The organism is Echinicola sp. 20G (assembly GCF_015533855.1).
Lineage (GTDB): Bacteria > Bacteroidota > Bacteroidia > Cytophagales > Cyclobacteriaceae > Echinicola.
This window is the reverse complement of sequence record NZ_AP024154.1, coordinates 2,242,615-2,258,693: the sequence shown is the minus strand read 5'-3', so window position 1 is coordinate 2,258,693 and position 16,079 is coordinate 2,242,615. Positions and strand designations below refer to the sequence as shown.

Below are 16,079 nucleotides of genomic sequence, written 5' to 3'. Positions count from 1 at the left end.
ATGTCAAGCCAAGTTATCCCCACCACTGAGTCCTCCTCTCTTTATACTAATTTGGAGGAAATGTCAACAACAGACTTACTAAAAAACATCAACCAAGAAGATCAGAAAGTTGCAAAGGCTGTTCAAAAGATTATTCCTAACATCAAAAAACTGGTCGATGCTGCAAGTAAAAAAATGCAGTCCGGGGGAAGATTATTCTATATCGGAGCAGGAACCTCCGGTCGCTTAGGAATTTTAGATGCATCTGAAATTCCTCCCACTTACGGCGCCTCCCCTAATCTGGTCGTAGGGTTAATTGCCGGTGGAGACAGTGCGATCAGGACGGCTGTGGAAGGAGCAGAAGATGATCCTAACCAAGCATGGAAAGACTTGAAACAATTCGGGATTAACGAAAAGGACACCTTGATCGGAATTGCAGCATCAGGTAAAACCCCTTATGTTTTTGGTGGCCTACAAGTAGCCCAAGAAAATGGAGTGCTTACTGGAAGTATAAGTTGTAATAAGGATGCCCTGATTTCATCAGTTGCTGACTTCCCCATTGAAGTAGAAGTTGGGCCGGAGTTCGTCACCGGAAGTACCCGAATGAAAGCAGGCACTGCCCAAAAGCTGGTGCTTAACATGATCAGCACCAGTCTTATGATTAAACTGGGCAAAGTTAAAGGCAATAAAATGGTCAATATGCAGCTCAGCAACAATAAGCTGGTAGACAGAGGCGTACGAATGGTCATGGAAGAAATCCCAGAGCTGGACTATCAAGCAGCCTTAAAGCTTTTGACGCTTTATGGCTCAGTCAAAAAAGCCGTAGAAGCTTATCAAAGTAAATAAACAAATCCTTCCTCAATGCTTCATTTTCCCAAAATCCTTATTTCCTTAATCATTCTATTTTTAGGCATTAGCCAAACCGTGATCTGCCAAGACTCTCCCAAAAGAGAACTTCGGGCCGCATGGATCGCTACAGTAGAAAACATTGACTGGCCTAGCCAAAAGGGTTTGCCCGCAGCCCAGCAACAAGCAGAATATGTAGCATTGTTGGATACGCTTAAGGCTGCTGGAATGAATGCAGTGATCATGCAGATTAGGCCTACGGCGGATGCCTTCTATCCTTCCAGCTATGAGCCTTGGTCAGCCTACCTTACAGGTAAGCAGGGGGAAGCTCCTTCTCCTTATTACAACCCACTGGAATTTATGATCAATGAAGCCAGAAAAAGAGGAATGGAGTTTCACGGTTGGTTCAATCCCTATAGGGCATCCAATAACAAAGATTTTATTCCTTCGGCTGATCATCCCCTTGTCCAACACCCTGAATGGTTTGTACAGTATGGCGGCAAATGGTATTACGATCCGGGAATTCCAGCTGCCCAAGAGTTTGTGTTACAGTCTATCATTGAAGTAGTTAAACACTATGATATGGATGCGGTGCACTTTGATGATTATTTTTACCCCTACAAAATTGCCAATGAAGCATTTCCAGATAGTAGCTCCTATGCCAACTTCGGAAAGCGATTTGATGACCTGGAAGATTGGAGAAGGAACAATGTAGATTATTTTGTAGAAGAGCTTTCCAAAAGAATCAAAGCAGAAAAACCATTGATGAAATTTGGGATCAGTCCATTTGGAGTCTGGAGAAACCAAGACAAAGACCCCTTGGGATCAGCTACCCGAGCGGGCCAAACCAATTATGATGACCTGTATGCCGATGTACTCAAATGGTTAAGAGAAGGATGGATAGATTATGTCACCCCACAAATATATTGGCATATTGGATTTGAATTGGCGGAATACAAAACTTTGGTAAAATGGTGGGCGGAAAACAGCTATGGACGCCATGTCTATATTGGCCAAGGAGTTTATAGAGTAGGACAAAAAGGCTGGGAAGACAAAAATGAAGTGGTGAATCAAATCCAATATAATAGAACCTTTCCCGAAGTCAAGGGTAGCATGTTTTTCAGTGCTAAAACCATAGCAGGAAACAAAGAAAATGTCAATTCACAATTGGCCAAAGCCTATCCAAACCCAGCGCTTCCACCAGAAATGCCTTGGATCGACCAGCAAGCCCCACAATCCGTTCAAACAGTTAAGGCAAAAGGAAGTCCTGAGCGTGGCATTACGCTTAATTGGGAAGCAAACCTTGATGGAGATGCTTCCTATTTTGTAATTTACAGATTCGAAGAGGACGAAAAAGTGGACACTTCAAATCCCAATAAGATTTATGGTACAGTGCAAAAAGGGCCTTATGCTTTGCAAGAATGGAAGGATAATCTGGTAAATAAGCGCAGTAGCTACACTTACTGCATTACAGCAGTAGATCGACTTCATAATGAAAGTGCACCTTCCCGTCCCATTAAGATTGTCACTAAAGGAAAAAGAAAAATTATCAAAACCCAGTAAAAATGAGTCAAAGTCTGGTCTTTATAGTAATCACCTCCTACTTTCTTCTCTTACTTTTGATCAGTTACCTGACCTCTAGAAAGACCGATGAATTGACTTTTTACACCGCCAACCGCCAGTCTCCGTGGTACTTGGTAGCATTTGGGATGGTCGGTGCTTCCCTATCAGGAGTGACTTTCATTTCTGTCCCAGGGGAAGTGGGTAATTCCTCTTGGAACTACCTGCAGTTTGTAATGGGCAATATGGTGGGATATGCCGTCATTGCAATCATTTTAATCCCTTTGTTCTACAAGCTTAGACTTATTTCCATTTATGAATACCTCAAAAGCCGTTTTGGTCCAAAAGCCTATGTTTCTGGATCAGTAATCTTTCTGGTCTCCCAGACCATAGGGGCTTCTTTTAGGCTTTTTTTAGCAGCTACTGTATTACAAATTGCTTTTTTTGATGCTTTCAATATTCCTTTTTTCGTCACCGTCTTTACCACAGCCTTATTGATTTGGCTTTACACTTACAAAGGGGGCATCAAAACCATTGTCTGGACAGACACCTTGCAAACCACCTTTTTATTATTGGCGGTCATCATCAGCATCATCATCATTAGTCAACAATTGGAATTAAATGCCGGAGAACTCTTTGGAGTAATCAAAGAAAACCCACTTTCTACCGTCTTTGAGTGGGATCCTCTTTCCAGCAAAAACTTCTTTAAAATGTTCTTGGCGGGGGTATTCATTACCATCACGATGAATGGTCTGGATCAAAACGTCATGCAAAAAAACCTGACCTGCAAGAATCAAAAAGAAGCCCAGAAAAACATCTTTTGGTTCTCTGTCAGCTTTTTTATTTCCAATCTGTTTTTCCTTTCACTGGGTGTTTTACTTTATTATTTTGCTACTAAAAATGGAATCAGCATACCTGAAAGCACCGATGAGCTTTATCCGATTTTGGCTTTGAATCACTTTGGGGTTTTAGCTGGAGTCACTTTCCTTTTGGGAATTATTGCGGCAGCATTTTCAAGCGCTGATTCTGCCCTAACTGCACTCACCACATCCTTTTGTGTGGATATTTTGAACCTTCCCTCCAAAAAGAGAAAAAACCAAAAATCAACTCGATTAGGGGTTCACATTGGCTTTACCTTTCTCATCTTTGTTATCATCGTCCTCTTCGACCTGCTTAACAATAGCAGCGTGGTAAGCGCAGTATTTAAAGCTGCTGGGTTTACCTACGGCCCTCTACTGGGACTATTTGCTTTTGGTCTGACAACTAACTTAAAGGTAAAAGACCAATGGGTGCCTTGGGTCTGCATTGCTGCCCCTATCATCAGCTATATTTTAGATAGCTATTCTAGTGCATGGTTTGGAGGATACCAATTTGGATTTGAAATCTTATTGGTAAATGGTGCTTTGACTTTTCTTGGTCTACTTCTGTTAGTACGAAAACAGAAGTAAAGAGCTAGGGCAAAGCATTAGGAGTATTGGGGAATATTTAATAATATCACCCTACCCGTTTGCGATTACGATTTATGAAAGACGCTTCCCTAATATCAAATTATATTTCTCCCAGTAATAAAAAACTCATCTCTCAGCTGAATGGATACGCTGAAAATATCCTATCTGGAAAAGATGAGAACCTATGCGGCATTCTCTTGAAAGGCCCTATAGGTACTGGTAAAACCTACCTTGTGGAGCAGTTTCTCCATCAAAACAGGCCCAATTACCTAGTATTGGATTTAAAGCATAACCAGCAACAAAGTAACATCCCATACGTCGGCTTTAAAATGGGCATTGCAGATTTTCTCAGGAAAATCTACAAGCAAATGGACAAGACTGCCTTTTCTGAATTCTCCAAAGAATTGAAAATACAGCTCGGGGCACACTTGCCCTTGCTTTTTGACTATATCCCAGAACTGAGCCTTCTGGCTGGAAAATCTCCGGAACCAAACGCTTCACCAGTTCCAAAGGTTGAAAACCAGCTCTATACCCTTTTTAGAATATTCTTTGAATTTCTAAGTGACTTCTTTCAAAAGCCTGTATTGATTTTCAGTGATGACCTGCAATGGGCTGATGGTTCAGGAGTGAATCTTCTTTACTATTTGATCCTTCACCTTCCTTCCCATAAGTTTTTGTGGATAGGAGCGAGTAGGGAATCCGCTGAAAACATGTTTCGGGTCAATCAATTGATTGAGTCTCTCAACTATGACAAGAAGCATTTGGAGATCGTTTCTTTAAAAGGCCTTGATCAAAATCAAACGGAGTATTTCTTAGAAGAAATCCTTGGTAACAATACTACTCAGGAGCTGACCCAAATTTGTCACGAGTTAAGCGAAGGAACCCCCTCCTACTTACAGGTGCTGGTGGACAGTCTAAAAAATGCCGGTTTAATTTACTTTGAAGATCAGCATTGGAAGGGAAAGCTGGAAAAGATCAAACAGCAATACCAAGGCCGAGATTCCCAGAACATACTCTGGGCCAAACTGGAAAAGCTTTCAGAACCAAGTTTACAGATGCTCTCTATTGTGTCATGTATGGGGAATTTCAAAAATGACATCTTACTTGCCCTTTTCACTCAAAGCGAGCACAGTCTAGAACAAGCCATTCAGGAAGCATTGGATGCAGGATTGATCGAACTTCATGAAAACACCTTCCGATTTGCAGAAACCCATATTGGTGAGGTGATTTATGAAGGCATCCCTTTAGACCAAAAAAAGGAAATCCATTATCGAATAGGTAATCAAATCATTTCAGAATCAACCGGTAATATCAATCCTACACAAATAGTTATCGCTGCCCAGCATTTCAATCAGGCGCTCGAATTGGTCAAACAAAATGAAGACAGCCTGAAATGCGCAGAACTTAACCTTGAAGCCGGAAAAATCCAGCAAAAAGACCAAGCCTATGAGCAGGCCAGACATTTTCTAAAAACAAGTGCAGATCTCTTTGGTGGACTTCCCCGAGAAATGGTCAAAGACCGCATTTGGGAAACTTTTATGGAGCGGGCAAAGGTCGAATACCATTTAGGAGAGTACGACCTGGCTGAAATTCATCTGGACAACCTTCTGGAAAGGCTACTTGATCCCATTAAAAGAGCCGAAACCTTTATTCTTAAAATCACCATTAATAACCATTTAGGAAGATACAGAAAAGTCGTCACTATCCTCCGGGAAATCCTTTCTGAGTTGGGGCTAAACTTGCCATATGATGAGCTCGCCTTCCAATTGGAAATTGACCGATTATCGCAACTGATCAATCAAACGGACTTAAAGGATTCTCCTGCGATTATCAATACTCCACCCAGCATCCAAAACGTCATACTTAGACTCTTATATGTAGGAGGAATGGCACTGCATCATACTTCAGACATTATGATGACTTGGGCTGCACTACAAATCATTTACCGTTCCAAGGGCAGCCAAGAGCCTGGCGTAAAAGCAATTGGCTATGTGAGTTACGGTAGAATGAGCATTATCTCTGGCCATATCAAAAAAGGCTATGAATTAGGTATTCAAGGCCTTCAAGTCAATCAAGAGCTCAATGACCTTCAATATCGATGTAGGGTTTATGGGGTTTTCGCCTTTTATATCCAACCTTGGAAAAAAGAATTCAAAGCCAGTACATCACTACTTCATGAAGGCATGAAAGCAGGAAGGGCATCCGGTGATTTAATTGGCCTATACATTCTGAAAACCCACCTTTTCAACCTGCATTTGATTGCTGGACAACCTATCAAAGCCTTGCTGGATTTTGAATTTGAAGAGTCTTATCCGGGGATGGAATTGACTTACTATATTACTCATTACCAAAAAAGTCTCATTAAATACTTAACTGGAGATAGTCCATTTTTCTCCATACCCAGACAACAGCCAAGCTGGCTTGCAGCCAAACTCACTATTCAGGAAGAAAGATTTTACAGAAATCATGTTTGGGCCAGGTTTTATTTCATGTTTGGTCATTTTGAACACTCCTTAAGATGTGCCCGGGAAGCCCATCAAAACAGAAAATTGCAAGAAGGATCTCCCTTGGTTCCTGCTAATTTGACCCTGCTCTTTTTATCTATCAGTCAAAGTTGGAGCCCAAAGGATGATGAATCTCGACATAATTTACTTGAAGAGCTTCAATCAATTTTAAACTTGATGGATCAATGGCAAACGCACGCTCCTGACAACTATAAATCCACCTATCTGCTAATGCAAGCAGAATGGTCCAGGATTAATAATTTTCCCCATAGTGTTATCAAGGAGAATTTCCTCCAAGCCATTGGATCTGCGAAAGGTAATTTCTATGAAAGTGCGCTATCTCATGAACTTTATGCCAAATTTTGGCTTGAACTAAGTGATTTAGTCAACGGTAAATCACAGCTAGAAAAGGCTATATTGGCCTATAGGAATTGGGAAGGGGTAACTAAGGCCAACCAGATCATCCAGCAATATCAATTTCTTTTTCAGGATGACTCTTTCCCTCCCATCACTCCGGATGTAGAGACTTTATTAAGGGAATTAAGTGGTGATCTGGAATCCCAGCCGCTTACCCAAAAATTGATGGTCATGCTCTTGCGGATTTCCGGATCAACCCAAACGGCCATTGAGTGGATTGAAAACAATGGAGAAGTCATTGAAGAAGCTAAAATCTCTCTACTTCCCAGAAATGGTATATTGAATGAAAACCACCTTGTTCCTTCAGGGCTGATGCTAATGGCCCATAGGTCCCAATCTTCTTTAATCATCAATGACCTAGAAAAGGAAAACAGTTTTTCCGAAATAAACACACTGAGAAAACAAGGTGTGCAATCCATGATGATACTCCCCATCAATATCAATGGCTATTTATCGATGGTTGTTTATTTGGAAAACAGTTTTGTCAAAAACCTGTACCAGGACCAATTGATCAAATGGATCAGGATCGTAGCCAATCAAGGAGGGATGATCATCGAAAATGCCCGGACACATGAAAAAACCCTCCGGTTGAATGAGGAAATCCGAAAGGAAATGGAGGAAAAGCAAAGGTTATCTTCCCTGATAGAAGCGCAAAAAAACAACCACCTCAAAGACCTTATCCAAACCCAAGAGGATGAAAGAAAGCGGATTGCCGGTGACCTTCACGATAGTTTAGGTTCATTACTGTCTACCATTAAAATGCGTTTTAATCGTATCCAGGAGGACCTTTCTGCTGACACTCCCCAATTGCTTTATAGAGAAACCATGGACAAAATGGACGAGGCTATTGATGAGGTGAGAAGGATAGCGCATAATATGTCTCCAGTTTCCCTCAGGAGGTTTGGCTTAGCATCTGCCTTGCAGACACTTGTGGAGCAGGTCAATTTAGGAGGAAAATTGGAATGTCATTTACAAATTTTAGGCTTGGAAGAACGGCTTCCAGAGCAAATAGAACTCACCATTTATCGGATCTGCCAAGAGTTGGTTCACAACACCGTCAAGCATGCACATGCCAGCAACCTCTATTTGCAACTGATCAACCACGAAGACAGCTTGAACATTACTGTTGAGGACAATGGACTAGGTATGGATAAAGAAAAAGTAGCCACCGGCCTTGGTCTTCATGGTATCGAAGCCAAGGTTCAAATGCTCAGTGGCCAATTCGATATAGAAAGTCAACCAGGCAAAGGCTTCTTTGCCGTCATCGATATTCCTATCAATACGCCATAAGAAGGCCTCAAAAGAGAAAGATTGAAGGATTGGGTTCTGCCTCACCGGGTTTCGGTGGCCTTTGAACAATCAAGTACATTTGGCCATTGGATTTTGAGAAAGGTAGGTATTTTTCATCCAGACCAGACACGGACAATCCCTCCTGTATCACTTTACCTTCCTTCGTGGACCTATTATAAATATACAAGTAGGGAGTGCTCCGATATTCATAACTGACCAGATAATATTGCTTATAAGCCATTACATTTCTAAGGTGGAAAATTTTCTTTTCTCCATCCCAAATCTCTCTGGAGAACTCAAACCTTACTTTTGGTAGAAGCCTTTCTTCTTGTACTTGGTACAAGGTATCACGGTCAAATTTCCCAACATAGGCACGAGAAGGGAGTAAAATAGGATTATAAAAATAATTGAGAGAATCGTATGCCGAATAAAAAAGGAGAGAGGGCTGACTCCTTGGAGCACCCCATTTACCTTCCAATTCTAGATGGTCAGCAGAAAAGTTATCAATCAGCTTAAAATCACTATCGGTTCTATAAACTTCAGCACCTAATTCATATTTTTTATTTCCAATACCTGTGTACTGTTCTGATATCATCCAATAACCTTCCTTCGACGTTTTAACAAAAATTGGAGCAGCAGGTAATTTTTCCGACTCACCAATCAGCCTTCCATCCAGGTTGAATTTGTATAGTTTGAAGCGATAAGTATCCACAATTATTACAGCCTTTTCTTCCTCATCAAAAGCTATAGAAGTCGGTTGCACATATGTCTCCGGGCCTTCTTCAGCCTTTTTACCAATGACTTTTATAAACTCCCCTTCTTTATTGAACTGCAAAACGCCATTTTTGACATCAACAATATAAAGATGCTCATCGGATACAGCAATATCATTGATGTATTGAATAATGCTCCTTTCGGTCATTTCCAAAGGAATTTCCCGGTAATCACCGGCAAAGTCTTCCAGAGACAGCTCTTCTTTATCATCATGATCAATGACGATTACAGGGATATCCTGTTCTGTTTTTGTTTCCTGTTGACATTGAAATAAAAATACCGAGGATACTAAAAGTAAGATTACATTATATTTCATAGATAAACATTTAAAAGTAGGATCGCTAAACCATTATTAACTATCCAAACGTATAACGAAAAAATAAGTTGACCTGAAAACAAATCTTCGTTTTCAGGTCAACTTATTTTGAAATTTAAAACTTATTAAATCAGGTTAGTTTATTCAGCAAATACCTTACTTCACGTGGCCCCTTGATATTGTAATTGGCTTGGGTGTAGCTATACCCTACTCGAATGCTGTAAGCACCATCAGGCATTGCCTTAAATGTATCTTCATCAGTCCAATCATCACCAATGGCCAAAATAAAATCATACTCTTGACCCTTCATAAAAGTGGTGGCTGCACGCCCTTTATTGATATCAGGGCGTTTGATTTCCAAAACCATGTTCCCTTCCAATACTTGTAGGTTATGCCCTCTGGCCATGTATTTGAGGTGACTGAAAAGCTCCCGCATCCTCAAGTCTCCCAATCCGCTTTCCACTTTTCTATAATGCCAAACCAACGAATGGTGTTTTTCCTCTATAAAAGCTCCCGGAGTACGTTGAACATAATATTCCATGACAGAGCGGATATCTGGTTTCCAGTGATTATCCACCTCAGCATATGGTGCCCAGTCTTTGGCTCCATTTTTCTTCAACCAAACTCCATGCTCAGCAATCAAGTCTACCTTTTGGCCTTTAAACCACTTCCCTAGGGTTTCTTTGTCTCTACCACTGATCACTACTACCTGCGATTTTTTGGTCAACTTGGTTATCAACTGCTTTAATTCATCGTCTGGGAACGCGTCTTCTGGCCTGCTTTTAAAGCCCACTAAAGTGCCGTCATAGTCCAGGAACAATATTGGCTTCTTGGCCTCCTGAAAATAACCATGTAGCTCGCTCATCACTTCCGCATCTACTTCTTTGGATTGCAGATCAAATTGTTTCTGCTTTACATGTTGAAGCCTGTCCATGAATACTTTTACCCATTGAAAGACATCATACCTTTTAATGGTGTCCTGCATGGACAAAATGCGGGCTTTTTGCTCTTTTTCATCCATGGTCAATGCCTGCTTGATCGCATCAGAAACCCCTTTGTTATTATTAGGGTTAACCAAGATGGCATCCTGCAGCTCTTTACTGGCACCGGCCATCTCCGACAATATCAGCACCCCTTTGTTGTTGACCTTACTGGCGACAAACTCTTTGCAGACCAAGTTCATGCCATCACGCAAAGGAGTAACCAAACCAATATCGGACATGCTGTAAAAAGCACTCAGTTCTTCAAACGGAAAACTTCTGTAGAAATAATGAATCGGAACCCAGTTGAGGGTAGAGTAATCACTGTTGATTCGACCAACCAGGGTATCGATTTCTTCCTTGAGCTCCATGTAAGATTTCACCTTTGCCCGAGATGGAACCACTATCATGATCATGGACACTTTACCATGATAATCGGGATTCTCTTCTAAAAACCGATCAAATGCCTTGATCCTTTGCGGAATCCCTTTGGAATAGTCCAAGCGATCAATCGAGAGCAGTAGCTTCTGCTCATCCAAAACACCGAGGAATTTCTTCGCTATATTTTTAGTCTTTCTGGATTTGGCTGACTGAGCAAATTTCTCATAATCTATCCCCATTGGAAAGGAATCCACATTGATCAACCTGTTTTCTGCCTGGATATAGCCGCTTTCATTGGAAAGTCCCATGATCCTTCCCACTGCACTGAGAAAGTGACGCATATCGTCATAGGTATGGAAGCCAATCAAATCTGCTCCACACATCCCTGAAAGGATCTGGTGCCTCCAAGGCAACATCCTAATGACCTCATAGGAAGGAAAAGGAATGTGTTGGAAAAATGCTATTGTCGCTTGTGGCAATTTCTCCCTTAACATTTGGGGCAAAAGCAGCAATTGATAATCGTGCACCCATATGGTATCATCAGGATTAGCCTTTTTCAAAATTGCATCACAAAATTTTTCATTTACCCGCACATAAGCATCCCAATGTTCCTCATCATAATTGATGTTTTGGGTAAAGTAGTGAAATGCGGGCCATAATGTTTCATTGCTGAAACCTTCATAAAACTGCTCAATATCCTCACTGGTGAGGAATACCGGAGCCATTTTCAACTCATGAAGCTCAATGATTATTTCAGCTCTCTGCTCAGGATCTTCCACGTCATTTCCTGGCCAGCCTATCCAAATATTCTCTCCTTCCTTATAGATTGACCCTAAGCCTGTTGCGAGGCCTCCGGCGCTGGGTTTAAATTCAAATTTTCCATTCTTATGCCTTAAACTAACAGGCAGCCTGTTCGACACAATAATTGTTTTTCCCATAATTATTTATTGATTTTCTTAAAAAGAAGAGAAGACAAACTGTATTTCGGTGTGAATTTGACAAAATATCTGTCTAAAATTTTATATCCTAATCTACTAAAAATTCAGCAAATAAAAAAGATTACGATCCAGATTCAACCTTTAAACTACTCTCCTTAATCATCATTTAAACAGACTAAAAGGCACTTTTTTACAAGACCTAAAAGCATTGGAATTTCTAGGACAATAAGCGCGTTCATACTGGCAGATTCAAAAGTTTAGGCTTAATTTAGATTCCCCAAATCCAAGGAGCGCTTATGTACATTATTTTTGATACCGAGACCACAGGTTTACCAAGGGACTACAATGCCCCCATCACTGATCTTGACAACTGGCCCCGACTGGTTCAGTTAGCCTGGCAATTGCATGACGAAAAAGGCAAACTGATTTCCAACAACAATTACATTGTCAAACCTGAAGGCTTCACCATTCCTTACAATGCTGAAAAAGTCCATGGAATCTCTACGGACAGGGCCTTAAAGGAAGGACATGACCTGAAAGAGGTATTGGAAATTTTCCACAAAGATGTGGAGAAAGCCACTTATTTGGTTGGTCATAACATTGGCTTTGATATCAATGTCTGTGGATCCGAATTTCTCCGTGCTGATGTCCCTATGCAACTCATGGAGAAAAAGGAATTGGATACCAAAGACATTTCCACAGATTTCTGTGCCATTCCTGGTGGTAAAGGGGGAAAATATAAGTGGCCTACCCTAACGGAGCTCCACCAAAAACTATTTGGGGTAGGCTTTGATGATGCTCACGATGCTGCTTATGACGTTGATGCCACGGCCAAGTGTTTCTTTGGCCTGATCACACAAAAGGTACTGGCTCCCGAAGAGGGCATATCTCCGGAGGAGGTAATCTATGAAGCTCCAAAATTGGATGCAGCCAACTTCGCTGCAGCCAAGGACAGTCAAAAACAAGCTGCCCAGGATGTCATAAAGCAAGCCCGAAGGGCTGACATTAGTGACTTGGTAGATGTTCCTTTTAGTCATCTCCATGTCCACACTCAGTATTCAATTCTGCAGGCCACATCAGAGATTCCTGCCATGGTGGCCCGGGCAAAGGAATTCAATATGCCGGCAATCGCCATGACTGACCATGGCAATATGATGGCTGCCTTCCACTTTGTGAAAGAGGCCATGGCCAACGACATCAAACCTATTGTGGGTTGTGAATTCAACATTTGCAGAGAACATACCAACAAATCCCAGAAAGACGATGGATTTCAAGCTGTTCTTTTGGCTAAAAACAAGGCAGGATACCACAACCTCGCCAAGCTAGCATCCTTTGCTTATACCCAAGGGTTTTATTATGTCCCTAGAATTGACAAAGAACTTCTTGTCCAATATAAAGGAGACATTATTGCAACCACGGGCGGCCTTTGGGGTGAAATCCCTTTTCTGATCCTGAACGTCGGAGAAACCCAAGCGGAGGAAGCCTTTGTTTGGTGGAAGGAGCAATTTGGTGATGATTTCTATGTAGAACTTAATCGTCATGGTGTAGCTGAAGAAGAAAAAGTAAATGAAGTGCTGTTGCGCTTCGCCCAAAAATATAATGTCAAATATTTTGCCGCTAACAACACCTATTACAACACAAAGAACGATGCTAAAGCCCATGACATTCTGCTCTGTGTCAAAGATGGTGAAAAAGTAGAAAAGCCTAAGCGCTACATTGGTAAGAAGGGCAGGGAATTCCGATATGGGTTCCCCAATGAGGAGTTTTATATTAAAACGCCTGAGGAGATGAAAAAGCTCTTCGCAGACCTTCCTGAAGCCATTGAGTGCACCAATGAAATCGTAGATAAGATCGAGGTGTATAAACTAGCAAGGGAAGTATTGCTTCCCAAGTTTGACATTCCAGAACGATTCCAAGATCCTCAAGACGATATAGATGGTGGCAAAAGAGGTGAAAATGCTTATTTAAGACATCTTACCTACGAGGGAGCCAAAAAACGTTATCCTGAAATCACAGATGAGATCCGGGAAAGACTGAACTTTGAGCTTTCCATTATTGCCAATACAGGTTACCCCGGATACTTCCTTATTGTACAGGATTTTACTACTGCCGCCCGCGAGATGGGTGTTTCTGTAGGGCCTGGAAGGGGATCAGCCGCAGGGTCAGCCGTTGCCTATTGTATTGGGATTACCAATGTGGATCCCATTATGTACGATCTCCTTTTTGAGAGATTCCTTAATCCTGACAGGGTTTCCCTTCCCGATATTGATATTGACTTTGATGATCACGGACGTGGAAAGGTAATCGACTATGTCATCAAAAAATATGGTGCCAATCAAGTAGCCCAAATCATTACTTATGGTACCATGGCTGCCAAGTCAGCCATTAGGGATACCGCAAGGGCTTTAGACCTTCCATTATCAGATGCAGACAGGCTTGCTAAGCTGGTTCCTGACATCAAACTAAAAGCCCTTTTTGGTTTGGCCAGTGACCGAGCTAAGCTTTCTGATAAGCTGAAAGGCAACTCAGAAAACATCGACAAAGCCTATGAGCTGATCAATATCTCTAAAGGTAATGATGATCTTTCCAAGACCATCAACCAAGCAAAAATACTGGAAGGGTCTGTAAGGAATACGGGTATCCACGCTTGTGGAGTCATCATTACCCCTGATGACATTACTAATTTCGTCCCAGTGGCTTTGGCTAAAGACTCGGACATGTATTGTACGCAGTTTGACAACTCCGTGGTAGAAAGTGCCGGGCTACTCAAGATGGACTTCTTGGGGCTAAAAACCTTGACACTGATCAAAGATGCCGTGAAGATTGTCAAGGAAAGACATAACATCGATTTGGATCCAGAGAATTTTCCGATTGATGATATGCCTACTTACGAGCTTTTCCAGAGGGGTGAAACCGTCGGTATATTCCAGTATGAATCCGCTGGGATGCAGAAATACATGCGAGAACTGAAACCCACTGTTTTTGCTGACCTTATTGCTATGAACGCCCTTTATCGTCCCGGGCCACTGGAATACATTCCTAGCTTTATTAAGCGTAAGCATGGCTTGGAACCAATATCCTATGATTTGGATGATATGGAGGAATACCTGAAGGAGACTTATGGTATTACGGTCTATCAGGAACAAGTGATGCTACTTTCCCAAAAGCTTGCTGGATTTACCAAGGGTGAGGCCGATGTTCTGCGAAAGGCTATGGGTAAAAAGCTGAAGGATGTTCTGGATAAAATGAAGCCCAAGTTTGTTAACCAAGCAGCTGAAAAAGGTCATGATAAGTCCAAATTGGAGAAAATCTGGAAAGACTGGGAAGCCTTTGCCTCCTACGCCTTTAATAAATCCCACTCCACCTGTTATGCCTGGGTAGCATACCAAACTGCTTATCTCAAAGCACATTACCCGGCTGAGTATATGGCTTCTGTGTTGAGTAATAACATGAATGATATTACTCAGGTTACTTTCTTTATGGAAGAGTGTAAGCGGATGGGAATAGAAGTACTAGGCCCTGATGTCAATGAATCCAAAGAAGGTTTTACGGTAAACCCTGAAGGCCAGGTAAGGTTTGGTCTTGCCGCCATCAAAGGCGCCGGTGGAGCAGCAGTACACTCTATCATAGAAGAACGGCTTGAAAACGGCCATTACAAAAACATCTTCGACTTTACCCAAAGAGTGAATTTACGCGCTGTCAATAAGAAGACCTTGGAATCCCTGGCAATGGCTGGTGGCTTTGACTGTTTTACCGAACATCACAGAAGGCAATACCTAGAGGCGCCTGAAAATGATGCTACTTTGATCGAAAAAGCGGTAAAATATGCACAGAAAAAAGCACAGGAAGCAGAAAGCTCCCAAGTTTCGCTGTTTGGAGGTGGTTCTGGAATGGAAGTTCCTATGCCAAGCATTACCTCGATAGAGCCCTTCAGTCAGCTTCAACAGCTCAATATTGAAAAAGAAGTAGTTGGTCTTTACATCTCTGGTCACCCATTGGATCAATTCAGGGTGGAATTCGAGTCATTTACCAACACTCCTTTGGCTGAATTTGCCAATACAGAAAGCCTCAAAGCAAAAGGAGAAAATGTAAAAGCGGCTGGTGTGGTCACCTCCTTTGCTCACCGAACGACCAAAAATGGAAATCCTTTTGGGACATTAACCGTGGAAGACTACAATGGAGGACATACTTTCTTCTTCTTTGGGGATGACTACATCAAGTACAAAGAGTACTTTATGACAGGCTGGTTCCTTTACATTACAGGCAGTGTGCAGTCCAAAAGATGGAATCCTGACGAAATGGAATTCAAGGTCGGAAACATCATGCTACTCAACGAAGTGCGAAGTAAAATGGTAAAAGGACTTCGTGTCAACATCAACCTTGATGACCTCAGCTTAGACCTGATGGAAAAACTAGAAGCCATTACCACCAAATATAAAGGAGAGGCCAAACTGTACATCAATGTGACGGACATGAAAGAGAAAATAGCAGTAGACCTGATGTCAACCAAATTCACCATAGATCCTTCCCATGAAATGATCAAGGAGTTGGAAAGTATTCCAGAAGTAGTCTATAAAATCCTGTAAAAAAATCACTTAAAGAAACCTAAATAGGCCATCTGTATAAAATATTTTCACCAATCAGGA

At 41.7% G+C, this 16,079-nt stretch carries 7 protein-coding genes; 5 read left to right on the top strand and 2 right to left on the bottom strand.

The features are described from left to right. The 4 genes from murQ (at nucleotide 1) to JL001_RS09715 (ending at nucleotide 8,044) form a co-directional block, all read left to right on the top strand. The gene (gene murQ / locus JL001_RS09730) at nucleotides 1–825 is read left to right on the top strand and encodes an N-acetylmuramic acid 6-phosphate etherase (protein WP_200975899.1); all 825 of its coding nucleotides are present in this window, start codon (nucleotides 1–3) and stop codon (nucleotides 823–825) included. A 15-nt stretch (nucleotides 826–840) separates the two neighbouring features. Then, complete coding sequence (locus JL001_RS09725; protein ID WP_200975898.1) at nucleotides 841–2,388, top strand: glycoside hydrolase family 10 protein; 1,548 nt, start codon at nucleotides 841–843, stop codon at nucleotides 2,386–2,388. Between the two features lie 2 nt (nucleotides 2,389–2,390). Continuing rightward, nucleotides 2,391–3,833, top strand: a complete 1,443-nt coding sequence (locus JL001_RS09720) for a sodium:solute symporter (protein ID WP_200975897.1) — start codon at nucleotides 2,391–2,393, stop codon at nucleotides 3,831–3,833. Between the two features lie 74 nt (nucleotides 3,834–3,907). After that, complete coding sequence (locus tag JL001_RS09715; RefSeq protein WP_200975896.1) at nucleotides 3,908–8,044, top strand: AAA family ATPase; 4,137 nt, start codon at nucleotides 3,908–3,910, stop codon at nucleotides 8,042–8,044. Between the two features lie 7 nt (nucleotides 8,045–8,051). Here the strand turns inward: JL001_RS09715 and JL001_RS09710 are convergent, their stop codons facing one another. Next, the gene (locus JL001_RS09710) at nucleotides 8,052–9,134 is read right to left on the bottom strand and encodes a 6-bladed beta-propeller (RefSeq protein WP_200975895.1); all 1,083 of its coding nucleotides are present in this window, start codon (nucleotides 9,132–9,134) and stop codon (nucleotides 8,052–8,054) included. 130 nt (nucleotides 9,135–9,264) lie between these two features. Then, the gene (locus tag JL001_RS09705) at nucleotides 9,265–11,433 is read right to left on the bottom strand and encodes a bifunctional alpha,alpha-trehalose-phosphate synthase (UDP-forming)/trehalose-phosphatase (protein WP_200975894.1); all 2,169 of its coding nucleotides are present in this window, start codon (nucleotides 11,431–11,433) and stop codon (nucleotides 9,265–9,267) included. Between the two features lie 296 nt (nucleotides 11,434–11,729). On the opposite strand from JL001_RS09705, the gene dnaE reads away from it, so the two are divergent. Next, nucleotides 11,730–16,019 (top strand): DNA polymerase III subunit alpha, encoded by a 4,290-nt coding sequence (gene dnaE / locus JL001_RS09700; protein WP_200975893.1) that lies wholly within the window; start codon nucleotides 11,730–11,732, stop codon nucleotides 16,017–16,019. Nucleotides 16,020–16,079: the final 60 nt, after the last annotated feature.